Raw genomic sequence first — 22,527 nt, 5'->3', positions numbered from 1 at the left:
ACCTGCTGAACATGCCTCGCGAATATCTGAAAAAGGCAACTTTAACGGCTCAATCACACGCCTCAGAGGTGCATGATACAGTGAAGACCATTCTGACCGATATCGAGGCGGGCGGTGATGCAAAGGCAAGAGAATATGCCGCCAAGTTCGACAAGTACGAAGGGAATGTCTTGCTGACCCCGGCTGAGATTGAGGCCGCCTGTGCAAAAGTTTCTGAAAAGCTGAAGGCCGACATCCGTTTCGCCCACGACAACGTTCGGCGCTTTGCCGAGACGCAAAAAGCCACCGTTTCTGACGTCCAGACTGAGATCGTGCCGGGCTTCGTTGCTGGGCAGAAGGCGATTCCAGTGGATGCTGCGGGGTGTTACGTGCCGGGTGGGCGATACAGCCACATCGCCAGCGCAATTATGACAGTGACCACCGCCAAGGTTGCGGGATGTCGCCACATCACGGCCTGCTCGCCTCCGCGCCCTGGCGAAGGGGTTGCGCCTGCCATCGTTTATGCGGCCCATATCAGTGGGGCCGACAGCATTCTGGCTATGGGGGGCGTGCAGGGCGTTGCCGCCATGACCTACGGTCTGTTTGGTTTGCCACGCGCCAACATCCTTGTGGGCCCCGGCAATCAATTCGTGGCCGAAGCCAAGCGCATCCTATACGGCAAGGTTGGTATCGACATGATCGCAGGTCCGACCGACAGTTTGATCCTTGCCGATCAGTCTGCCGATGCGCATGTCGTCGCCACCGATTTGGTCAGTCAGGCGGAGCACGGATACAACTCACCGGTCTGGCTGGTCACTGATGATCGTGGCCTTGCGCAAAAAGTGATGGAACTGGTGCCTGCGCTAATCGCCGATCTGCCAGAATTGAACCGCGAAAACGCCTCGGCCGCATGGCGCGACTATGCCGAGGTTATCGTCTGTTCCAACCGCGAAGAGATGGCCGCCTGTTCCGACGAATATGCACCTGAGCATCTGACGGTTCAGGCTGAGGATCTGGACTGGTGGCTGGAACGGCTGACCTGTTATGGATCGCTGTTTCTGGGCGAGGAAACCACCGTGTCATACGGTGATAAGGCGACCGGTACGAACCATGTTCTGCCAACATCGGGCGCGGCCAGCTATACTGGCGGGTTGAGTGTCCATAAGTACATGAAGATCGTTACTTGGCAGCGGGCCACGCGCGAAGGGTCGAAGCCCATTGCCGAAGCGACCGCGCGGATATCGCGGTTGGAAGGAATGGAAGGTCACGCCCGCGCCGCAGATGTGCGTCTTGCGAAGTATTTCCCGGACGAGCAGTTCGACTTGACCGCCGATGGATGACCCGCGCACTTTATTCGACCTGACAGGCCGGGTGGCGTGTATCACCGGTGCCAGCTCGGGGCTTGGGCGGCAAGTGGCTCGGACTCTTGCCGCTGCCGGTGCGCGTGTTGTCGGCGTAGCCCGGCGCAGCGAGGCATTGGCACAGATGCAGGCCGAGATTGGCACGCGCGCTGCAGCGGTTGTTGCAGACGTTGCAGATCGCGATGGGGTGAATGCGCTGACGCAGGCCGTCGCTTCCAAGTTTGACCCCCCCGATATTCTAGTCCATGCGGCTGGGGTGAACACGCGTGAGGCTGCGGATGATGTTACTCCTGAGGGGTGGGATGCCACGCTTGCCCTAAACCTCAGCGCACCGTTCTTCCTCAGCCAGGCGATGGTTCCGGCGATGAAGGAAAAGGGGTGGGGGCGTATTGTCAATTTCGCCTCGCTGCAAACAACGCGCGCTTTTCCTGGTGGTATCGCCTATGGCGCATCCAAGGCGGGGATCGGGCAGTTGACACGCGCCATGGCCGAGGCCTGGTCGCCCTTTGGCATAACCGCCAACGCCATCGGGCCGGGGTTCTTCCCCACCGAACTGACGCAGGCCGTGTTCGACGACTCCAAGCGCGCAGAACGGAACGCCGAGCAAACCTGTATCGGACGCAATGGGCGGATGCAGGATATTGACGGGCCGATCTTGTTCTTATGCTCTCGGGCGTCTGACTATGTCACGGGGCAGGTTTTGATGGTTGACGGAGGGTTTACAGCCAAATGAAGGCTCTGGTTTACAAAGGTGTTGAACAAATGGTGTTCGACGATGTGCCGAATGCTGAACCGGGCGCATCGGAACACCTGATCCGGGTCGAGGCGGTCGGCATCTGCGGATCGGACATGCACGCCTATCTGGGCCATGATGCACGTCGCTCAGCGCCCCTGATCCTCGGGCACGAGGCGGCAGGTGTCATTGTCGACGGATTACGTGCCGGTGATCGGGTAACGATCAATCCGCTGGTAAGCTGTGGTCAATGCGCTGCATGTCGGACGGGTCGCGAGAATCTGTGCCCGGATCGTCAGATTATCTCGATGCCACCGCGTGAGGGGGCTTTCGCGCAATACGTCTCGATGCCCGGCAACAATCTTGTCGACGTGCCCGAGGATGTCTCTTTCGCCAAAGCTGCGCTGGCCGAACCTCTGGCGGTAAGCTGGCACGCAGTCAGATTGGGGATCGAGGCTCTGCATTCTGCGATGGACCGCCGCGCCTTGGTGATTGGCGGTGGGGCCATTGGCCTTGCGGCGGCCTTGGCCCTGCGGGCACAGGGCATTGAAGACGTTACAATCGCGGAACCAAACGCGTTGCGCCGGGCTTTTCTGGCGGAAATCGAAAGTTTTGCACTCATGGATGCGCCCAATGGGTCTTTCCCGTTGGTCATTGATGCTGTCGGATATGCCGCGACACGGTCGGTCGCTTCGGCCATGGCCGCGCCGGGCGGCGTGATCGTGCATGTCGGATTGGGTGAAGATGCCGGAGGTCTGGACGTGCGTCGCATGACCTTGCAGGAAATTACCTTTATCGGATCCTACACCTACTCCGCGCAGGATTTCCGCGACACCGCTCAAGCGATCTTTGACGGCCGTCTTGGCGCCCTGAATTGGGTTGAAGAGCGTGCACTGGCCGATGGCGCCCAGGCGTTTCGCGATATCCGCTCTGGCTCCGTAGCCGCACCGAAGATTATCCTGAGACCCTGGGGATAAACCCGACAGAACTGGAGGCCACCATGTACAAGAAAATTCTGGTCCCGATGGCTTTGGATCACGGCATTTCACAACATACGCTGGAAGTCGCGCGTGCCTTATCGGAAAACGGGGCCGAGATCATAGGCTTACATGTCTACGAAATGCCACAGGGATCGGTCAGCGCCTATCTGGACAAGTCCGCAGTGGCCGAAGGGTTCGAACGTGCGAGGGGGGCATTGTTGCAAAAGGTTGACGGGCTCGACGGTGTGAAAGCCGAAATCATTAAAGGGCACACCGCCCGCACCATTATTGACTACGCGACCAGCAACAATGTGGACTGCATTGTTATAGGTTCCCACAAACCGGACCTGAGCGACTATTTTTTGGGATCGACAGCGTCACGCGTCGTTCGTCATGCCCCCTGCGCTGTACACGTACACCGCAGAACCTGATTTCCTTCATCGCACCATGCGCCCCAACAGGACCAACAGCCCGACCATGAACATAGACAAGAAGATAACCGACGATCTGGTGGCCAACGATATCTCGTTCGTCACCACCGTCCCCTGCAAGCAACTGGCAGGCGTCATCGCTGAAATCGACCAGCGAGAGGACATCCATCACATCCCGTCCAACAAGGAAGACGAGGGGATGGGCCTGTGCGCCGGAGCATGGATGGGCGGCAAGCGTCCCGCGATCATCATGCAAAACACCGCAATCGGTGTGACGATCAACACGCTGGCGACACTGATCCAGTATTATCGCATGCCTTTGCCCATGCTGATTTCCTATCGCGGAGAGCTGCGCGAACCGGTTGCCTGCCAGGTTGAAATGGCTGTGCATACAAAAGCGCTGTTGGCTCAGTTGAATATCCCGACTTATCACTTCCACCATCAGTCAGATGTTGAGGAACTCGACGCGATCCTCAAATACACCTTTATGTGCAACAAACCGGTCGCCATTTTGACCGATGCCAGTTTCTGGGGAGGCTATGGCGACCAATGATCCGTTCTGAAATTCTGAAAGAAATCGCTCCGATCCTGCGCGATCAGCTTGTTGTTTGTAACATCGGCATTCCAAGTCAGGAACTGCATGCCATCGACGACCAGCCCACCAATTTCTACATGCTGGGCACGATGGGGCTGGCCTCATCCATCGGTCTGGGTCTGGCCTTGTCGCAGCCCAAGCCTGTTATCGTGATCGATGGGGATGGGTCGGTCCTGACCAATCTGGGTACCTTGCCGACCATCGCCAATAACGTGGCGGACAACTATATCCTGTTGATCGTCGACAATGGGTCGTACGGGTCCACTGGGGATCAGCCGACATATGCGGGGCAGAAGACCTCTCTGGCGAAAATGGCGGAAGCCGCAGGATGCGAGCGCGTAATCGAATGTCAGGCCGAAGATACCGGCCGCGTGCTGCAAGAAGCGCTGGATTCGAAACAGATGACCATCATTGTGGCCAAGTGTGAAAGCGGAAATGCCAAGATGCCGGTTATCACGATGGATCCGGTGGTGATCCGCGACCGGTTCATGAAGGCCGTACAGGCCTGATGCTATCCAGCGCTATCCACAGTTCCGAAGACGCGCGCCGCCTGGCCCGGCGGCGCCTGCCGTGGATGGTGTTTGACTATATCGATGGGTCTGCCGGGGCCGAGGTTGGCGCAACCCGAAACAGGGCTGCACTGGATGCGCAGATCCTTCGTCCACGGATTCTGAAAGACGTCAGTGAAAGGTCGCTTGCTTGTTCCGTCTTTGGCAGGTCGACCCAGCGCCCGTTTGGCATCGCACCGATGGGTATGTGCAACCTGTCGGCCCCCGGTGCAGACCTGATGCTGGCACGTCTTGCGGCGCGGTACGAGGTGCCGCTTGGGGTATCAACCGTCGCATCGACTCCGATGGAAGACCTGATTCTCGAGGCAGAAGGACATGCCTGGTTTCAACTGTATTTCAGCGGTGATGGCAGTGGTACATTCAAGCTGGTCGATCGCGCAAAGTCTGCGGGGTACGAAACGCTGGTGCTGACGGTGGACGTGCCCGAAGTGGGGCGTCGCCCGCGTGAATTGCGCCATGGGTTCAGAATGCCGTTCAAAATGGGCCCGAAACAGGTGCTTGATTTTGCGCTTCATCCGCGGTGGTCGCTGTCCACGCTGCTGCGGGGCAAGCCCGGTATGGCGAATTTCCTGATGGGCGGATATGATTTTGATCGTCGGGAAAGCCGGGCCAAGGCGACTTGGGAGACTTTGGCCCGTCTGCGCGAACAGTGGGCCGGGAAGCTGGTGGTCAAAGGCGTTCTGGATGCTGAAGACGCGTTGCGCCTCAAGTCGGCAGGTGTCGATGCCATTCAGGTCTCAAGCCACGGAGGGCGCCAGTTGGACAGTGCGCCAGCGCCGATTGCCGTATTGCCGGAAATTCGGAACGCCGTCGGTCCGGATTATCCGCTGTTTTACGACAGCGGTTTGCGCTCGGGCGAGGATGTTTTGAAAGCCTTGGCAAACGGGGCAGATTTTGCCTTCTTCGGCCGCATCCTGCAATTTGCAATCGCGGCAGAAGGGGAAGAAGGGCTTGAGCAGCTGTGGTCTGTGCTGAGTGATGAAATGAGTATTGCCATGGCGCAGATGGGCGTTTCGTCGCTGGACGAGGTGCGACGCTCAACCTGAACCAAATATGGAGAACGACCCGAGGCGTACCTTCGAGTCGTTCCTATGCTGGTTTAACCGCGGCGTCTGCGGCGGCGTCCACCGCCTGTTTCGCTTTCTCCGCCTGTGTTGAAGCTTGGATTGGGCAACGTGACAACCTGCGCCAGTTCCGGGAACGGATCGGTCTTGTGCGGGATCGCGTTGGCGGCCACGAAATGATCTTGGAACTTCGGCTCAATTGCGGTTTCGATCTTGGTGATCTCGCGCACGACGCGTTCGATTTCAGCGCGTGATCCGATATTGCACAGCGCAATCCGCGCGCCTGTACCAGCGGCGTTACCCGCGCTGGTGACCTTGTCCAGCGGAGCATCAGGGATCATGCCCAGAACCATTGCGTGCTTGGTTGAAATGTGGGCGCCAAAGGCACCGGCCAGAACCACTCGATCCACCTTGTCGACTTCCATCTCGTCCATCAGCAGACGCGCACCGGCATAAAGCGCGGATTTGGCCAGTTGGATGGCGCGGATGTCGCCTTGCGTGACAGTGATGCGGGGGCCACCTTCGGCGCTGGCATCGTGAATCAGGTAAGCGTGAGTGCGGCCTTCGGGGATGCAGCGGGCCGTTCCAGTCTGCTCGGCCGATCCGATCAGGCCGCTTTCATCCAGAAGGCCGGCCATACGCATCTCGGCCACAGCTTCGATAATGCCCGAGCCGCAGATACCGGTGATACCAGTGGTGGCGACATCAAGGTCAAAGCCGTCTTCGTCCGACCATTTCTCGGACCCAATGATGCGAAAGCGGGGTTCCTTGGTGAGGGGATCGATTTCGATCCGCTCGATCGCGCCGGGTGCTGCGCGCTGGCCAGAACTGATCTGAGCGCCTTCAAACGCAGGCCCGGTGGGTGAGGAACAGGCCAGAACTCGGCTGGTGTTGCCCAGCAGGATTTCGGCATTGGTGCCCACATCGACGATCAGAACCAAATCCTCGGAAATACCGGGTTCCTCGGACAGGGCAACCGCCGCACAATCCGCGCCTACATGGCCCGCGATGCAAGGTAGGATATAGACCTGCGCGCGAGGGTTCATGTTGGTCAGTTCCATCTCGCGTGCGGGCAGGGACATCGACTCGGACGATGCCAAGGCAAAAGGCGCCTGACCCAACTCCACCGGGTCCAGACCCAGAAGCAGATGGTGCATGACCGGGTTGCAGACAAACACCGTTTCCACGATCAGCGCGGTGTCAATGCCGGCTTCTTCAGCGATTGAGGTGGTCAGATCATTGATCGCCTCGCGCACGGCTTTTGTCATTTCCTGATCCCCGCCGGGGTTCATCATGGAATATGAAACACGGCTCATCAGGTCTTCGCCAAAGCGGATTTGCGGGTTCATCAGGCCCGATGAAGCCTTGACCTCGCCGGTTTCCAAGTCGGTCAGGTGAGCCGCAATCGTAGTTGAGCCAAGGTCGATGGCCAGCCCATACAGCCCGCCTTCGTGCAAGCCGGGCCAGATTTCGACAATGCGTGCGACGCTGTCCTTGTGACCTTTGTGAACGGCCACAGTGACTTCCCATTTGCCTTTGCGCAGAACCGGTTGCAACTTGGATAAAAGTGACAGGTCCGCCGTGACCGCGTCAATATTCCACTGTTCGCGCAGCGCGCGTTCAAGGCGCTCCAGATCACCGGTTGGCGAATGCATGTCGGGTTCTTCGACCACCACGAAATACAGACGAGTTGCTGGATCCATGGTGATGGCGCGTGCGGTGGCGGCTTTGCGAACGACCTGACGATGTACCTGGCTTTCCGGCGGCACGTCGATCACGACATCGCCCTGAACCGAGGCCTGACAGCCCAGACGACGACCGGGTTTCAGGCCACGCTTGTCGTCATATCGCTGCTCGACCGCGTTCCATTCGCTCAGCGCATCCTGGGCCACCGTGACGCCGTGCTTGGGAAACTCGCCATAGCTTGGGGTGATCTGACACTTTGAACAGATACCACGGCCCCCGCAGACCGAATCCAGATCCACTCCCAATTGGCGGGCTGCGGTCAGAATTGGCGTGCCGACAGGAAAATGCCCGCGTTTGCCGGACGGGGTAAAGACGACAAGTGGGTCGGTGGTCATGAGTGACATGCCTTTTTGTGTTCGCGCGTTTTCCCGGCAAGATATTGGTTTGAGCGCAAAGGGAAAGGGCTAACAGCGGCACGATTTGCGCGGCATGCGTCGTTTTCTTTGGCTGTATAGGCAACTGGAGCCACAGAGTTGCCCCCAAGGGCTTTTCCTTTGGTTCAATCCATGCAATAGGGTCACCGCCAAACGGGCTTTTGCATGGGGTATTCAGATGCAGATTCGTGAGGCACTCACCTTTGACGACGTTCTTCTGGTTCCGGCCGCATCTTCAGTGCTGCCGGCAACAGCGGACACAACCACGCGTGTCACGCGTGAGATTACCATGAACATCCCGCTGCTGAGCTCGGCCATGGACACGGTGACCGAGGCGCGCATGGCCATTGCCATGGCACAGGCAGGCGGTATTGGGGTCATCCACAAGAACCTTTCTGTAGAAGAGCAGTCTCGCGAGGTTCGCCGCGTCAAACGGTTCGAGTCGGGTATCGTCTATAGCCCTGTTACCTTGCGCGCGGATCAGACCCTGGCCGATGCGAAGGCTCTGGTCGAGCGCTATAATTTCACCGGTTTCCCGGTAGTTGACGCGGATGGTCGCGTGGTTGGTATCGTAACCAACCGGGATATGCGCTTTGCCAATTCCGAAGACACGCCGATCAAGGCGATGATGACCTCGGAAAACCTGGCAATGCTGAAAGAACCCGCCGATCTGGAAGAGGCCAAAAGCCTGATGCGGGCCCGTCGTATCGAAAAGCTGCTGGTGGTCGACGGCACGGGAAAACTGACAGGTCTGCTAACGCTGAAAGACACCGAACAGGCGGTTCTGAACCCAACTGCGTGCAAAGACCGGCTTGGCCGCCTGCGAGTGGCTGCCGCGACTTCGGTTGGGGACGCGGGTTTTGAGCGGTCCGAGCAGCTGGTGGCTTCGGGCGTGGATATCATCGTCGTCGATACGGCGCATGGTCACTCTCAGGGGGTGCTGGATGCGGTCAGACGGGTCAAGACTCTGTCGAACGAGGTTCAGATCATTGCCGGAAACGTGGCTACAGGCGAGGCGACCAAGGCGCTGATCGACGCGGGTGCTGACGCCATCAAGGTGGGCATTGGCCCCGGCTCGATCTGTACAACTCGCATGGTGGCGGGCGTTGGTGTCCCTCAGCTGACCGCGATCAGTGATTGTGCGGCTGCGGCGGGGGATGTTCCGGTCATTGCGGATGGTGGCATTAAGTTCTCGGGCGATTTTGCCAAGGCAATTGCGGCCGGCGCGTCTTGCGCCATGGTCGGTTCGATGATCGCGGGCACAGATGAAAGCCCGGGTGAGGTCATTTTGTATCAGGGCCGGTCGTTCAAATCCTATCGCGGTATGGGCAGTCTTGGTGCGATGGCGCGCGGATCGGCGGATCGGTATTTCCAGAAGGACGCGGCAAATGACAAGCTGGTACCCGAAGGGATCGAAGGGCAGGTTCCTTACAAAGGATCAGCCAGCGCAGTGATCCACCAGCTTGTTGGTGGTTTGCGCGCTGCGATGGGATACACCGGCTGCGCGACTGTCGAAGAGATGCGCAGAAACTGCCAATTCGTGAAGATCACGGGCGCAGGTCTGAAAGAGAGCCACGTACACGATGTTCAGATCACACGTGAAAGCCCGAACTACCGGCTGATGTAAGCCGTTGCGCATGACATACGGCACCCATGCACGGGGTGCCGTAGTGATTTTGGATTGGCCTGTCACGGCCTGTTTCAGCCAAGGTAATCCGTGATGACACCTGCTGCCCGCGTTCAGGCCTCGATTGAAATTCTGGACGACATTCTGGCCGGGGCCCCGGTTGAAAAGGCGCTGACCGGTTGGGCACGGCGCAGCAGGTTTGCGGGCTCCAAGGATCGGGCAGCTATTCGCGATCATGTGTTTGATGCTTTGCGTTGCAAACGCTCGTTTGCTGCGTTGGGTGGTTCCGGAACTGGCCGCGGCCTGATGATCGGCGCAATTCGCGCATCGGGTGAAGATCCGGTTGAGTTGTTTACCGGCGACCGCCACGCGCCGGAAGCCCTTCAAAATGACGAAATATCAAGAGCTTTTGCATCCGACGCCGAGAGATATGATCTTCCCGACTGGCTGTGGCCACGGTTCGTTGCATCCTTGAACGATGCCGCCGTGCCGTGCGCATTGGCATTGCAAGAGCGCGCCCCGGTTTTTCTACGGGTCAATATGTTGAAAACGAATATAACCCGGGCGATTGATACTTTGGCGACCGACGGTATTTCAGCCCGTCCAACACCGTTATGCGAGACTGCTCTGGAGGTGACAGAAGGGGCGCGTCGGATCGCGCTAAGTCAGGCTTACGCTCAGGGTTTGGTCGAGCTTCAGGATGCGGCAAGTCAGGCTGTCGTTGCTGCCTTGGGTCTGCGCCCTGGAATGCGCGTTTTGGACTACTGCGCCGGAGGCGGTGGCAAGTCGCTTGCGATTGCGGCCTACAAGGGTGTCGAAGTGTACGCTCATGATGTAAACGCACGCCGAATGAAGGATGTTCCGGCGCGGGCAGAACGGGCAGGGGCCAGAATAACCATCCTGAACAACACAGAGCTTGCCAATCACGGGCCTTTTGACGTCATTTTGGCCGACGCCCCGTGTTCCGGCAGCGGTTCGTGGCGGCGCGCACCAGCAGGTAAATGGGCATTGACTGAAGAACGTTTGCAAGATCTCACGCTCATCCAAGCTGACATTCTTGCACAAATCACGCCGTTCGTCCAAGCAGGTGGAGTGCTGGCATATGCGACATGCTCGGTTCTTGCGGACGAGAACGATGCGGTTGTCGACAGGTTTCTGGCGCAACATGCGGGCTGGCGCGAAACCTTCCGGCACGCATGGCAGGTAACGCGCGGGTCCGACGGATTCTTTACGTCACACTTGACGCGCTGATCTTTCAGTAAATACAACCTTGGGTAGCTGAATTGTTTTTTAGCGCCGTTAGGCGAGTGTTAACCAATTTTACCTGTTACTACCGCAAAACATGTGCCCGAGCCGTTTATGCCTGACATCACTGAGTTCTTTCCAGCCCCTTCAGCCGCCAATACTCCATCGGTGTTTCGGATCGGGTCGTTGGTGTTTCTGGCGCTGTTGATCAGCCTGGCACCTGCGGTTGGATTTATGCCGTCGGACTGGACAAAAGGATTGCTGGCAACAGGCATCTCCCTGTTGGGTGTGGCGCTTTTGTTTGGGATCAAGGGGGCGATTACAAACAGGAATTTGCATCAGATATCGGCCCTTTTGGCCGCTTTCGCAGAGCGCGAGGATGCTCCGGTTGTGATCTCAAACGGGAATGGTGACATATTGGCCGCGAACGTCCTGGCGGAGAAAAAGTTGGGGGCCGTACGGGGCGAAACCCTGGCCCGCTGTTTACGCTCCAAGTTTGCCAATCCATCGGCGATTTTACTAAGCCTGCAATCACGTGCGCAATCCGCGGGACGCGCCCAGAGCGAGTTTCCCGGTGGCGGCCGGTCCATTTCAGTTTCCGTGCATCGATTGAGGCCGGGGCTGTTCTGCTGGAGCTTTAACTACGTTCAACAGTATAGTTGGCAAACCCTTGGCTTGCCGGTTGTAACCATTGGACGCGCAGGTGATGTATTGCGCGTCAATGCCACGGCCGAGCGTTTGTTTGGTGCGCACCCTGCCGGAGTGCAGGATATTTTCAGCGAAGCAGAACCGCGGATTGGAGCTGTCAACGCGGTCAGGACCCGCGATGGTCATATTCTGGCAGCCGTGTCCGAACTTTCTCAATCCGGGTCGGAACGAAGCCTTTGTTTGTTACCGATTACGCAGATGCCCGCACGGGATGCGGTCATGTCTTTCTCCGACCTTCCGGTTCCAATTCTCAGGCTTTCCGAGGACGGCATCATCCTGGACAGTAATCGGCTGGCGGCGAAACTGTTGGGAAAGAAGCAGCTTGAAGGCTGTAACATCAGCGACATCATGCGGGGCATGAGTGGCCCTGTGCTGGATTGGTTGAAACGGACCGAAGCGCATGAAGAAACGCAGCGATCAGAGTTCTTGCAGTTCATTAGAGGCGACAAGGAAATCTTTGTTCAAGTCACCCTGAGCCGCGTGTTTGTCGACGGAAAGATATGCTTGATCGCGGTTCTGAACGATGCGACTGAACTGAAGACGCTGGAAGCTCAATTCGTTCAGGGCCAGAAAATGCAGGCCGTAGGGCAATTGGCCGGAGGTGTAGCACATGATTTCAACAACCTGCTGACGGCTATTTCCGGTCACTGCGATCTGTTGCTGTTGCGCCATGACCAGAATGACCCGGATTACGGGGATTTGGTGCAGATCAACCAGAATGCCAACCGGGCCGCCGCATTGGTAAGTCAGCTTTTGGCGTTTTCGCGGAAACAAACCCTCAGGCCCGAAGTATTGGATCTGCGTGACACGATCTCGGACCTTATTCACCTGCTGAACCGTTTGGTTGGCGAAAAGGTGCAATTAACGCTGAGCCACGATCCGGTGCTCAAACCCGTGCGGGCGGACAAGCGTCAACTTGAGCAGGTGCTGATGAACCTTGTCGTTAACGCACGAGATGCCATGTCAGACGGGGGTGAAATTCGCATTGAAACCAGTGTGTTGACCCTTTTTCAACCTCTCATGCGGGACAGGGCAACCGTACAACCGGGCGATTATGTGACAGTCAAGGTTGTGGATGGCGGTGTTGGTATCCCAGCAGATAAGCTGCAGAAGATTTTCGAACCCTTCTACACCACGAAACGAACTGGAGAAGGCACCGGGTTGGGGTTGTCAACGGCATACGGGATCGTCAAGCAGACCGGCGGGTTTATCTTTGTCGACAGTGCTATTGGACGGGGTACCGAGTTCACGGTTTTCCTTCCGGTTTGTGAGACAGCGACCGAAGTCGAAGCCGAGTTGCCAGCCCAGCCCGAATCTCAGAGCGCCAGGCAGGGTGAGGGCGTGGTGCTGCTGGTCGAGGATGAGGCGCCTGTTCGTGCATTTGCAACGCGCGCCCTGCGGCTGAAGGGTTACACCGTGCTCGAGGCGGACTCGGCGGAAGAGGCGCTTCGATTGCTTGAAGATTCCGCGTTAAATGTTGACGTATTTGTCACTGATGTAGTCATGCCGGGAATGGACGGGCCGACCTGGGTGCGCAAGGCCAGGGAGACGCGCCCGGACGCGCGTGTGATCTTCGTGTCCGGGTATACCGAAGGCGTTTTCGGTGATACGGGTCCGGATATTGCCAACTCAACCTTTCTGCCCAAGCCGTTTTCCCTCAACCAACTGACTGAGGCCGTGTTTCAACAACTCAACTGATGAATCACAATGCGGCTTTGTGCAGCGCAAATTCTTCCGGGAAGGCATTTCGAAACTTTTGTTCGGTAGCAGGTGACAGATGCAAATCTCCCTGAGGCGAAACGTTTTCGCGCTTCAGATCGATCTGCATGTCCAGCCGTGTTTGCAGAAAATCCAACACCTTGTCCTGATGTTCGTATTTGAAGATATGACGAGCGCCAGCGCTGTCGTTGCGGGTACGGAAGAATTGCGCCTGGCTGCCGACATTGGCAAATTCGGGACGTGTGTCCTGCAAATAGGCTTGCACGAACGTGTCAAAACTCATGTCACGTGTCGAGCGTAGTTGACCTATCAAGTCTTCGCGACTGCGGAACCGGTACCAGCTGCCCAGCCAATCCAACGGCTCGCGCACAACGGCCATAATTTCCATCTCGGTATCAAACAGTTTTCGAAACATGGTCTGGAAAAACCGGTCATACCGACGCACCGGGGCGTGTTTCAGCTCTGGTGGATGTGAAACGATGAGATCTGCCCGGTCACGCAACGCCGTATGATAAGCCGTGCTTCCGGTCTTGGGGACAGAAAGAAAAGCCAGTCGTTCTTTATAAAAAACAAGCATTTACCGATCCGAAAAATTGCCATGTTACTTGTGCAGATTGTCGTAAACGACTCTTTAACACAATTGCAGAAGACTGATTTCTGTAAGTTTTGGTTGAAATGTTCTCTTTTTGATCTCATAAGGAACAAGAGGCGAACAAAGCAGCGATTGCCGCCCGATTAAGGGTGTGACAAAAGGGAAGGCGACAGGACAATGGTGGATCTTCTGACTATGAGCGACAAGAAAAACGCAGACAAGCAAAAGGCGCTTGACAGTGCGCTGGCCCAGATCGAACGGCAGTTCGGCAAGGGATCGATCATGAAACTGGGCGAAGATGCCCGGCAGGACATCGAGGCGAGCTCGACCGGGTCGCTGGGTCTGGATATCGCGCTGGGTATCGGCGGACTGCCGATGGGGCGTATTGTTGAGATTTACGGGCCTGAGAGCTCGGGCAAAACCACTTTGACCCTTCATTGTATAGCTGAGCAGCAAAAGCGGGGTGGAGTTTGCGCGTTCGTGGATGCGGAACACGCTCTGGACCCGCAATATGCCCGCAAGCTGGGTGTTGATCTGGATGAGCTTCTGATCTCGCAGCCCGATACCGGTGAGCAGGCGCTTGAAATCACGGATACTCTGGTGCGCTCGGGCGCGGTCAATATGGTTGTTGTCGACTCGGTCGCTGCCCTGACGCCGAAATCGGAACTCGAAGGGGACATGGGCGACAGCAGTGTCGGTGTGCAGGCCCGACTGATGAGCCAGGCGATGCGCAAACTGACAGGCTCGATCAGCCGCTCGAACTGCATGGTCATCTTCATCAACCAGATCCGGATGAAGATCGGCGTAATGTTCGGCAGTCCGGAAACCACAACCGGTGGCAACGCGCTGAAATTCTATAGCTCGGTTCGGCTGGATATCCGCCGGATTGGCGCGATCAAGGACCGGGATGAGGTGGTCGGGAACCAGACCCGCGTAAAAGTTGTGAAGAACAAGGTGGCCCCGCCGTTCAAGCAGGTCGAGTTCGACATCATGTATGGCGAAGGCATCTCGAAGATGGGCGAATTGCTGGATTTGGGTGTCAAAGCCGGTGTTGTCGAAAAGTCCGGGTCTTGGTTCAGCTATGGTGATGAGCGGATCGGGCAGGGGCGTGAGAACGCCAAACAATACCTGCGGGAAAACAGCCGGGTGGCGTTGGATATCGAAGACAAGATCCGCGCGGCGCATGGGCTGGAATTCGACTTGTCGCCAGGGTTTGCCGAGGATGACGATATTCTGGAGGCCTGATGCCCTGAGGCGGGTGATCCGTAGCCTCTGCGTAAAGACTGCAACAGTTGTAACAAGGCGGCCTGATCGGGTCGTCTTGTTTCGTTCCAGAGTGCCTCTGCTGTGGACACTCACTTGACGGGGGGCTAAACCAACGGAGACCAAGATATATGTGCGCCGAGAGAGCCCTATGCCAACCCTGAACGACATCCGATCGACTTTTCTGAACTACTTTGAAAAACAAGGGCATGAGGTCGTCGCGTCCAGCCCGCTGGTGCCGCGCAATGACCCGACGTTGATGTTCGTGAACTCAGGCATGGTGCAGTTCAAGAACTTGTTCACCGGTCTGGAAACCCGCGATTACAAACGCGCCACAACGGCCCAGAAATGTGTGCGGGCGGGCGGCAAGCACAACGACCTCGACAATGTTGGCTATACGGCGCGTCACCACACGTTTTTTGAGATGCTGGGGAACTTCTCATTCGGGGATTACTTCAAACATGAAGCGATCCCTTTTGCATGGGAGCTGATCACTAGGGAATTCGGTATCGACAAGACCCGCCTGTTGACCACCGTCTATCATACCGATGATGAAGCCTTTGAAATCTGGAAGAAGGTCGGTGTGCCCGAGGACCGGATCATCCGCATCGCCACCAATGACAATTTCTGGCAGATGGGTCCGACCGGACCTTGCGGTCCGTGCACTGAGATTTTCTATGATCACGGCGATCACATCTGGGGTGGCCCTCCGGGATCACCCGAGGAAGATGGCGACCGGTTCATCGAAATCTGGAACGTCGTTTTCATGCAGAACGAGCAGTTCGAAGATGGCTCGATGGTCGAGCTTGACATGCAGTCCATCGACACCGGTATGGGGCTCGAACGGATTGGGGCGCTGTTGCAGGGCAGCCATGACAATTATGACACCGACCTGTTCAAGACCCTGATCGAGGCTTCGGCGGATGCGACCGGTGTCGATCCCTATGGCGACCAGAACGTGCATCACAGGGTGATCGCGGATCACCTGCGTTCGACCTCGTTCCTGATTGCAGACGGTGTGATGCCCAGCAATGACGGTCGCGGATACGTTCTGCGCCGGATTATGCGCCGCGCCATGCGCCATGCGCACCTGCTGGGCGCCAAGGATCCTGTCATGCATCGCCTGGTGCCTACGCTGGTGCAGCAGATGGGCGGGCATTATTCTGAACTGAAACAGGCGCAACCGCTTATCGAAGAGACGCTGCTGCTGGAAGAAACCCGGTTCAAGCAGACACTGGACCGTGGTCTGAAGTTGCTGGATGATGAGGTTTCGGGGCTTTCCGAGGGGGCTCCCCTGTCAGGTGAAGCGGCCTTTAAGCTTTACGACACTTATGGCTTCCCACTGGATCTTACGCAGGATGCGCTGCGCGAAAAGGGCCTGAGCGTCGACACGGACGGTTTTGATACCGCGATGGCCGAACAAAAGGCCAAGGCACGTGCCGCATGGGCCGGGTCAGGTGAAGCGGCGGATCAGGTCGTATGGTTCGATGTGCTGGATACCGCCGGTGCGACGGATTTCTTGGGCTATGATACCGAGAAAGCCGAAGCGCAGGTTGTCGCCCTGGTTGTTGATGGTGCACTGGTCGACAAGATCGACGCGGGCAACAGCGGTTGGGTCGTCGTGAACCAGACCCCGTTCTACGGAGAGGCCGGCGGTCAGGTCGGCGATACTGGCGCGTTGCGTAGGTTAGAGGATCGCGATCACCTGAGCCGCGTGGAGGACACAAGGAAGTTTGCCGACGGCAAGGTCTATGCTCATAAGGTAGCAGTTCAAAGCGGAGTTGTTCGCAAAGGCGATGCGGTAGAGCTTGAGGTTGATCATGCCCGCCGTTCCGCCATTCGCGCCAATCACTCGGCCACGCACCTGCTGCATGAAGCATTGCGCGAAACGCTGGGTGATCACGTGGCGCAGCGCGGTTCGCTGAACGCGGCGGATCGTCTGCGGTTCGACTTCAGTCATTCCAAAGCGCTGAGCCTGGAGGAAATCCAAAAAGTCGAACGTGAGGTGAACGATTTCATCCGCCAGAATTCGACTGTTGAAACCCGGGTCATGACACCCGACGACGCGCGCGCATTGGGTGCCCAGGCCCTGTTCGGCGAGAAATATGGTGACGAGGTTCGTGTTGTCTCTATGGGTAAGGCGCCAACAGGAAAAGGCCATAACGGAGATACGTGGTCGATAGAACTCTGTGGCGGCACACATGTGCGCCAGACAGGTGATATCGGCACCTTTGTTGTGTTGGGTGACAGCGCCAGCAGTGCTGGTGTGCGCCGGATCGAAGCGCTGACCGGCGATGAAGCCTTCCGCTATCTTTCGGCGCAAGATCAACGTCTGGCTCAGGTCGCATCGGAACTGAAAGCGCAACCGGACGACGTGGTGGCGCGCGTGAAAAGCCTTTTGGACGAACGCAAGGCCTTGCAGAACGAAGTGGCTCAGTTGCGCCGGGATCTGGCTATGGCTGGCGGGGCCGGTCAGGGCGGTGGTGCCGAGGCGCGGGAAGTGAATGGCGTGAAATTCCTGGCGCAAGCCCTCAGCGGTGTTTCAGGCAAGGACCTTCCTGCGTTGATTGACGAACACAAAAGCCGACTTGGATCGGGTGCGGTGCTGCTGATTGCGGATACGGGCGGCAAGGCGGCCGTTGCGGCAGGTGTGACAGAAGACCTGACCGGACGGATTTCGGCGGTGGATCTTGTAAAAGCGGCCGTGATCGAGTTGGGCGGAAAAGGCGGCGGCGGCCGTCCTGACATGGCCCAGGGCGGTGGCAAGGATGCATCAAATGCAGATGCGGCAATCAAGGCCGCACAACAGGTTTTGGGAGGATAATATGCCTGCTCTTTGGATTGCGCATGTCACGGTGACAGACGCCGAGGCTTACGGCAAATACGCCGAACTGGCCGGACCGGCCATCGCCAAGCACGGGGGCGAGTTTATCGCCCGTGCTGCGCGATACGTTCAGCTGGAAGGCAAGGAACGTCCACGAAACGTAGTGGCGCGCTTCCCGTCGCTGGAGGTTGCGGTTGAATGCTATCACTCGGATGAGTACCAGCAAGCCCTGAATCACGCGCGCGGCGCAAGCGAGCGAGAACTGATTGTGGTAGAAATCACCGAGTGACATTTGGGCCTTGCTTCCAAGGCACTGATAATTTCAAGAAAACCGGCAGTGGATAAGCAAGATTCGGCTTATGTCATGTTTGGTTGATGCCGATCAGCCCGCGATAGCGGGCTGTTTTTTTATATAGTTGTTAGGTTTCAATATCTTATCTTCCGGTTCTCACGTTCTACCGAATGGTTCCTGACCAAATTGTGGCCGCGCCAACAAAATTCTTACGTAAAATTGTCAGATTCTCGGACGAATTTTTGCCCTGTTTCCCTTGCAGGTTCTCAAATGATTGCGCGGAACACCTGATCACAGATAGTTTCAAGAAACAGAATGTGGTGCAGTTGGACATGCAATCGCTCGAAGAACATCGGATCGGGGACCTCGCATGATTTCATTAACGAATTTACCCAAGAGGTGTGTTGCCGTGATTGCATCGGTTGCGTCGCGCGCATTGGGCATCTGCACCGTGTGTATCGGCGTCTTAGCGTCCGCACCTGTCGCGCAGGCATCCGACGGCGTTTTTATCCCTATCGTTGCGTCTTCGCCTCCGCCTTCAGGCGCAATCAACCTATGCAACCAATATAACTGGGCTTGCACTGCGAAACGTTCGGTGACGTTGTCCAGCCACCAAGAGCTGACGGTGGTAAATCAAGTGAATCGTCGCGTGAATGCGTCGACCCGAGAAGTTACGGATCAGTCTCAGTACAAAACGCGTGAGCGATGGGCATTGCCAACACCCAGAGGCGGTGATTGTGAAGACTTTGCATTGTTGAAGAAAAGAGATCTGATCCATGCGGGGGTTGATCCAAGTAAGCTTTTGATTGCAACCGTACTGGACACACGCCGGACACCTCATGCGGTTCTGGTTTACCGTTCGGCGCAGGGCGACCTGATTCTGGATAATCTCACAAACCGGATCAAACCCTGGACAGCTACACGCTACCTGTTTTTGCGAATGCAGGATCCGAAGCGACCCAGTCAATGGGTCGGAGTTTACGGACGCAGCTGATCTGTGTGGAACCATTTCACACACAAGCTCGTGCCCTTGGACGCAAATTTGATCTGCGTCCAAGAGTGTAGTCTTTGACCTGACGTTTGGCCGGATTAGTTCGAATGTTTTGCGTATCGGCGTTTTCTGGCCTCGAACCCACGACCGGCGGAGTTTTTGCTATCGAATATTCTCCGCGTTCCTTGGGCTGGTTTTCGTCTCTATCGGTCTTCTTCGTGCTCTTCACCACCGGGCTCTTCACCCCCGGTTGGGTTACCACCGCCGCCATTGGTGGGCGCCGTTTTCCTGGGAAGGTCCGTCCCCGGATCTCTGGTCTGAGACACCGATCGATGCGGTCGGGAAGTCACTTAGCAGGCCTGCCAGCGGGGCGCATTCTGCACCGACGCGCTCCAGTATCTTATCGAAGTCATGCCGACGTTGAAAATAGCGGACCATGCCGGATGTCACGGCGTCGCATTCGCACAAAACTTGCGAGGACGCAGCGGATTGCCGTGCTGTTGCAACTGTACATGTCCCAGCGGCAAAGGTTTCACCGGCAGGTGAAAGCAGAAAAGTTGTCGCAAAAAAAGCAGTGGAAACTTATGAGCTCTATTACCCTTTTTGAACTCCTTGGAACTCGATAACTAAACTAAGTCCTTCTATGCACCATTCCTGTATCGGTGTTTGTGAAGGACGTCACACTTCTGACGTGTTTTGACCATAATTCGAGGGCGCTTACAATATCTTGTTGGTGAGGATCGGATAGGAAATCTTCAACCATGTGGAGAAAGGTGTTAGTTTTCAAATAAAAACCGGGCAGTGAGCCCGGTTCTTCTGATTTCGTCTTTTGTCGAATTGGAAGCAAATTTGCCACACTAATGCCATTGTTTCCCTTTGGTCGGTTTGCAACCTGAGGGTGTTCTAGGCAGATTTGGCCATCCGCTTACGCTCGTGCGGGTCAAGAAAACGCTTCCGCAGGCGCACCGCGTTTGGCGTGACTTCCACCAGTTCATCATCGTCGATATAGGCAATTGCCTCCTCCAGTGAGAACTGGATATGCGGCGTCAGGCGGACCGCGTCGTCGGATCCACTGGCGCGTACGTTTGTCAGCTTCTTGCCTTTGAGCGGGTTCACTTCCAGATCGTTGTCGCGCGAGTGTTCGCCGATCACCATACCCTGATACACGTCTGTTTGGGGACCAACAAACATGCGGCCACGCTCTTCCAGGTTCCACAGCGCATAAGCCACGGCCTGACCTTTCTCCATCGAGATCAGAACACCTGCACGACGGCCCGGAATCTGCCCCTTATGTGGCGCCCAGTCATGGAACACGCGGTTAAGTACACCTGTACCGCGCGTGTCGGTCAGGAATTCGCCGTGGTAACCAATCAGACCGCGGGACGGGACATGGGCGATGATCCGCGTCTTGCCCGTACCGGCCGGGCGCATCTCGACCAGTTCACCCTTACGTGCGCCGGTAACCTTTTCAATTACGGAACCAGAATATTCGTCATCCACGTCAATGGTAACTTCTTCGATGGGCTCAAGCCGCTGCCCGTCTTCTTCACGGAACAGAACCTGCGGGCGCGAGATGCTGAGCTCAAAGCCTTCTCGGCGCATATTCTCGATCAGAACACCCATTTGCAACTCGCCGCGGCCCGCAACCTCGAACGCCTCACCGCCGGGGGTGTCGGTGACACGGATGGCGACGTTCGACTCGGCTTCCTTCATCAGGCGGTCACGAATGACGCGAGATTGAACTTTTTTGCCGTCACGGCCTGCCAACGGAGAATCATTGATACCGAAGGTCACGGTGATGGTCGGCGGATCGATGGGCTGCGCGGGCAGGGCCTCAGTGACCTGAGGAGCTACCAGCGAATCCGCTACGGTGGCTTTGCTCATGCCAGCGATGGTCACGATGTCGCCTGCTTCGGCCACGTCAATGGGCTGTTGACCCAGGCCCCGGAACGCCAAGATTTTCGTGGCACGGAAGTTTTCGATGACCGAACCATCGCGGCTAAGCGCCTTGAGGCTGTCGCCAGCCTTCAGCGTTCCGCTTTCGACGCGGCCAGTCAGGATACGGCCGATGAAGGGATCGCTTCCCAGCGTCGTGGCCAGCATCCGGAAGGGTTCATTTTTGTGTTCGATCTGTTTCGGGGCAGGGACATGATCGACGATCAAGTCGAATAGTGCGCTCAAGTCCTTGCGGGGGCCGTCCAGCTCCATATCCGCCCAGCCAGAACGGCCCGAGGCGTACATTGAAGGGAAATCCAACTGGTCGTCATCCGCACCGAGATTGGCGAACAAGTCAAAGCACTCGTCCAGCGCGCGGTCAGGTTCGGCGTCCGGCTTGTCGACCTTGTTCAGGACCACGATCGGACGCAAGCCCAGCGCCAGTGCCTTGGACGTTACAAACTTGGTCTGGGGCATCGGGCCTTCTGCGGCGTCCACCAACAGAACAACACCGTCGACCATGCTGAGGATGCGCTCGACCTCGCCTCCGAAATCGGCGTGACCAGGGGTGTCTACGATATTGATGCGTGTGTCTTTCCACTCGACCGACGTGGCCTTTGCCAGGATGGTGATGCCGCGTTCACGCTCCAGGTCGTTACTGTCCATGGCACGTTCCGCGACGGCCTGATTTTCCCGGAATGCACCGGATTGTTTGAGCAGCTCGTCGACCAGGGTTGTTTTGCCGTGGTCCACGTGAGCGATGATTGCGATGTTGCGCAGGTCCATGAGAGGTCAGCCTTTGAACGGGAAGTTGCCGCGCGCATAACGTGGCGCGGCAAAATATACCAGCCCTAACCGTGGTTCAGTGTCCGGCAGTCTTTGAAAAGAGGTGAATGATCAGGATTCCGGACAAGATCAACGTCAACCCCAGGATCGCAGGCCAATCCAGCCTTTGGCCGAACACGATGAATCCGATTACGGCGATCAGGAATATACCGAGACCGGACCAGATTGCATAAACGATACCGACAGGCATGACCTTCAGCGTCAGCGCCATGAGGTAAAATGCAAACGCATACCCAACGACAACAATCACGGATGGCCAGAACCGCGAAAACTGCTGGCTGGCTTGCAAGGCCGTCGTGCCAATGGTTTCCGCCAGCACAGCCAGCAACAAATACAGATAGGCTTGGGGCATTTGAGTACCTCGAAAAGGGTGGGTCGGGTGGCTAGATGGCGATTTGCGTGAGTGAAATACGTCGACCGCCTTGCAGTCTACAAGATTACCTTGGGTCAGGTATACCTGACTGTTTTTTCAATCGAATGAATGTAATATTTGCCCCATATTTTTTAATTTTGTTAACGAGTTTTGAGCGATGACGTTATTTGCGAAATCAATCATATTTGCTTCGGCTCTGATAGTGGCGATTGGGTGGCTTGCTGACGGGGGGTCCGTCGAAGTGAATGCAGCCAACTTGGTTCAACAGTTTGATGGTAGT

General features: G+C 56.9%; 18 protein-coding genes. 14 read left to right on the top strand and 4 right to left on the bottom strand.

The window, feature by feature from the left end:
• The first annotated feature begins 11 nt into the window (after positions 1–11).
• Genes hisD through ACR0AM_RS00135 form a run of 7 tightly spaced genes read left to right on the top strand, consistent with a single transcriptional unit; the run spans position 12 to position 5,694 of the window.
• Positions 12–1,319: a histidinol dehydrogenase gene (gene hisD / locus ACR0AM_RS00165; RefSeq protein ID WP_480517096.1), complete on the top strand. Its 1,308-nt coding sequence runs from the start codon at positions 12–14 to the stop codon at positions 1,317–1,319.
• On the top strand, positions 1,312–2,073 hold the full coding sequence (locus ACR0AM_RS00160) for an SDR family NAD(P)-dependent oxidoreductase (protein ID WP_480517094.1): 762 nt from the start codon (positions 1,312–1,314) through the stop codon (positions 2,071–2,073). The genes hisD and ACR0AM_RS00160 overlap by 8 nt, the downstream gene beginning before the upstream one ends.
• Entirely contained in the window at positions 2,070–3,050 is a 981-nt protein-coding gene (locus ACR0AM_RS00155; RefSeq protein ID WP_480621809.1) for an alcohol dehydrogenase catalytic domain-containing protein, read from the top strand. The genes ACR0AM_RS00160 and ACR0AM_RS00155 overlap by 4 nt, the downstream gene beginning before the upstream one ends.
• Before the next feature lie 23 nt (positions 3,051–3,073).
• Entirely contained in the window at positions 3,074–3,484 is a 411-nt protein-coding gene (locus ACR0AM_RS00150) for a universal stress protein (protein WP_480472856.1), read from the top strand.
• Between the two features lie 46 nt (positions 3,485–3,530).
• Positions 3,531–4,037 (top strand): sulfopyruvate decarboxylase subunit alpha, encoded by a 507-nt coding sequence (gene comD / locus ACR0AM_RS00145; protein WP_480517090.1) that lies wholly within the window; start codon positions 3,531–3,533, stop codon positions 4,035–4,037.
• A complete protein-coding gene (gene comE, locus ACR0AM_RS00140) occupies positions 4,034–4,588 on the top strand; it encodes a sulfopyruvate decarboxylase subunit beta (protein ID WP_209503877.1) in 555 nt (184 codons plus the stop codon). The genes comD and comE overlap by 4 nt, the downstream gene beginning before the upstream one ends.
• The gene (locus tag ACR0AM_RS00135) at positions 4,588–5,694 is read left to right on the top strand and encodes an alpha-hydroxy acid oxidase (protein WP_480621808.1); all 1,107 of its coding nucleotides are present in this window, start codon (positions 4,588–4,590) and stop codon (positions 5,692–5,694) included. The genes comE and ACR0AM_RS00135 overlap by 1 nt, the downstream gene beginning before the upstream one ends.
• Before the next feature lie 53 nt (positions 5,695–5,747).
• Here the strand turns inward: ACR0AM_RS00135 and ACR0AM_RS00130 are convergent, their stop codons facing one another.
• On the bottom strand, positions 5,748–7,793 hold the full coding sequence (locus ACR0AM_RS00130) for an ASKHA domain-containing protein (protein WP_480476741.1): 2,046 nt from the start codon (positions 7,791–7,793) through the stop codon (positions 5,748–5,750).
• Positions 7,794–8,010: 217 nt separating this feature from the next.
• Here ACR0AM_RS00130 and guaB point away from each other — a divergent pair, with 217 nt between their 5' ends.
• The 3 genes from guaB to ACR0AM_RS00115 all read left to right on the top strand — a co-directional run bounded on the left by guaB (position 8,011) and on the right by ACR0AM_RS00115 (position 13,110).
• On the top strand, positions 8,011–9,459 hold the full coding sequence (gene guaB, locus ACR0AM_RS00125; protein ID WP_480517082.1) for an IMP dehydrogenase: 1,449 nt from the start codon (positions 8,011–8,013) through the stop codon (positions 9,457–9,459).
• A gap of 93 nt (positions 9,460–9,552) precedes the next feature.
• Positions 9,553–10,710 carry an RsmB/NOP family class I SAM-dependent RNA methyltransferase gene (locus tag ACR0AM_RS00120; protein ID WP_480621807.1) on the top strand — a complete coding sequence of 386 codons (1,158 nt, stop codon included), beginning with the start codon at positions 9,553–9,555 and terminating at the stop codon, positions 10,708–10,710.
• Between the two features lie 108 nt (positions 10,711–10,818).
• On the top strand, positions 10,819–13,110 hold the full coding sequence (locus ACR0AM_RS00115) for an ATP-binding response regulator (protein WP_480621806.1): 2,292 nt from the start codon (positions 10,819–10,821) through the stop codon (positions 13,108–13,110).
• A 4-nt stretch (positions 13,111–13,114) separates the two neighbouring features.
• On the opposite strand, the gene ACR0AM_RS00110 is transcribed toward ACR0AM_RS00115, so the two are convergent.
• Positions 13,115–13,708 carry a sulfotransferase family 2 domain-containing protein gene (locus tag ACR0AM_RS00110; RefSeq protein WP_480621805.1) on the bottom strand — a complete coding sequence of 198 codons (594 nt, stop codon included), beginning with the start codon at positions 13,706–13,708 and terminating at the stop codon, positions 13,115–13,117.
• Positions 13,709–13,900: 192 nt separating this feature from the next.
• Here ACR0AM_RS00110 and recA point away from each other — a divergent pair, with 192 nt between their 5' ends.
• From recA to ACR0AM_RS00090, 4 genes are all read left to right on the top strand, one after another.
• On the top strand, positions 13,901–14,968 hold the full coding sequence (recA, locus tag ACR0AM_RS00105) for a recombinase RecA (protein WP_480621804.1): 1,068 nt from the start codon (positions 13,901–13,903) through the stop codon (positions 14,966–14,968).
• 169 nt (positions 14,969–15,137) lie between these two features.
• Entirely contained in the window at positions 15,138–17,810 is a 2,673-nt protein-coding gene (gene alaS, locus ACR0AM_RS00100; protein ID WP_480621803.1) for an alanine--tRNA ligase, read from the top strand.
• A 1-nt stretch (position 17,811) separates the two neighbouring features.
• Entirely contained in the window at positions 17,812–18,099 is a 288-nt protein-coding gene (locus ACR0AM_RS00095; protein ID WP_480517072.1) for a DUF1330 domain-containing protein, read from the top strand.
• 373 nt (positions 18,100–18,472) lie between these two features.
• Positions 18,473–19,096, top strand: a complete 624-nt coding sequence (locus ACR0AM_RS00090; RefSeq protein ID WP_480621802.1) for a transglutaminase-like cysteine peptidase — start codon at positions 18,473–18,475, stop codon at positions 19,094–19,096.
• A 900-nt stretch (positions 19,097–19,996) separates the two neighbouring features.
• Here the strand turns inward: ACR0AM_RS00090 and typA are convergent.
• Entirely contained in the window at positions 19,997–21,814 is a 1,818-nt protein-coding gene (gene typA, locus ACR0AM_RS00085) for a translational GTPase TypA (RefSeq protein WP_480621801.1), read from the bottom strand.
• Positions 21,815–21,890: 76 nt separating this feature from the next.
• The gene (locus ACR0AM_RS00080) at positions 21,891–22,226 is read right to left on the bottom strand and encodes a DMT family transporter (protein WP_480517066.1); all 336 of its coding nucleotides are present in this window, start codon (positions 22,224–22,226) and stop codon (positions 21,891–21,893) included.
• Between the last annotated feature and the right edge of the window lie 301 nt (positions 22,227–22,527).

The organism is Ruegeria sp. AD9 (assembly GCF_056542305.1).
Note: the sequence above shows the minus strand (reverse complement) of the source record. Positions and strands in the feature narration are given on the sequence as shown.

What these genes read in the sequence shown, in the direction of transcription:
- hisD (WP_480517096.1), top strand. Translation starts at nt 12, where the DNA reads ATGCCTCGCGAATATCTGAAAAAGGCAACTTTAACGGCTCAATCACAC.
- ACR0AM_RS00160 (WP_480517094.1), top strand. Translation starts at nt 1,312, where the DNA reads ATGGATGACCCGCGCACTTTATTCGACCTGACAGGCCGGGTGGCGTGT.
- ACR0AM_RS00155 (WP_480621809.1), top strand. Translation starts at nt 2,070, where the DNA reads ATGAAGGCTCTGGTTTACAAAGGTGTTGAACAAATGGTGTTCGACGAT.
- ACR0AM_RS00150 (WP_480472856.1), top strand. Translation starts at nt 3,074, where the DNA reads ATGTACAAGAAAATTCTGGTCCCGATGGCTTTGGATCACGGCATTTCA.
- comD (WP_480517090.1), top strand. Translation starts at nt 3,531, where the DNA reads ATGAACATAGACAAGAAGATAACCGACGATCTGGTGGCCAACGATATC.
- comE (WP_209503877.1), top strand. Translation starts at nt 4,034, where the DNA reads ATGATCCGTTCTGAAATTCTGAAAGAAATCGCTCCGATCCTGCGCGAT.
- ACR0AM_RS00135 (WP_480621808.1), top strand. Translation starts at nt 4,588, where the DNA reads ATGCTATCCAGCGCTATCCACAGTTCCGAAGACGCGCGCCGCCTGGCC.
- ACR0AM_RS00130 (WP_480476741.1), bottom strand. Translation starts at nt 7,793, where the DNA reads ATGACCACCGACCCACTTGTCGTCTTTACCCCGTCCGGCAAACGCGGG.
- guaB (WP_480517082.1), top strand. Translation starts at nt 8,011, where the DNA reads ATGCAGATTCGTGAGGCACTCACCTTTGACGACGTTCTTCTGGTTCCG.
- ACR0AM_RS00120 (WP_480621807.1), top strand. Translation starts at nt 9,553, where the DNA reads ATGACACCTGCTGCCCGCGTTCAGGCCTCGATTGAAATTCTGGACGAC.
- ACR0AM_RS00115 (WP_480621806.1), top strand. Translation starts at nt 10,819, where the DNA reads ATGCCTGACATCACTGAGTTCTTTCCAGCCCCTTCAGCCGCCAATACT.
- ACR0AM_RS00110 (WP_480621805.1), bottom strand. Translation starts at nt 13,708, where the DNA reads ATGCTTGTTTTTTATAAAGAACGACTGGCTTTTCTTTCTGTCCCCAAG.
- recA (WP_480621804.1), top strand. Translation starts at nt 13,901, where the DNA reads ATGGTGGATCTTCTGACTATGAGCGACAAGAAAAACGCAGACAAGCAA.
- alaS (WP_480621803.1), top strand. Translation starts at nt 15,138, where the DNA reads ATGCCAACCCTGAACGACATCCGATCGACTTTTCTGAACTACTTTGAA.
- ACR0AM_RS00095 (WP_480517072.1), top strand. Translation starts at nt 17,812, where the DNA reads ATGCCTGCTCTTTGGATTGCGCATGTCACGGTGACAGACGCCGAGGCT.
- ACR0AM_RS00090 (WP_480621802.1), top strand. Translation starts at nt 18,473, where the DNA reads ATGATTTCATTAACGAATTTACCCAAGAGGTGTGTTGCCGTGATTGCA.
- typA (WP_480621801.1), bottom strand. Translation starts at nt 21,814, where the DNA reads ATGGACCTGCGCAACATCGCAATCATCGCTCACGTGGACCACGGCAAA.
- ACR0AM_RS00080 (WP_480517066.1), bottom strand. Translation starts at nt 22,226, where the DNA reads ATGCCCCAAGCCTATCTGTATTTGTTGCTGGCTGTGCTGGCGGAAACC.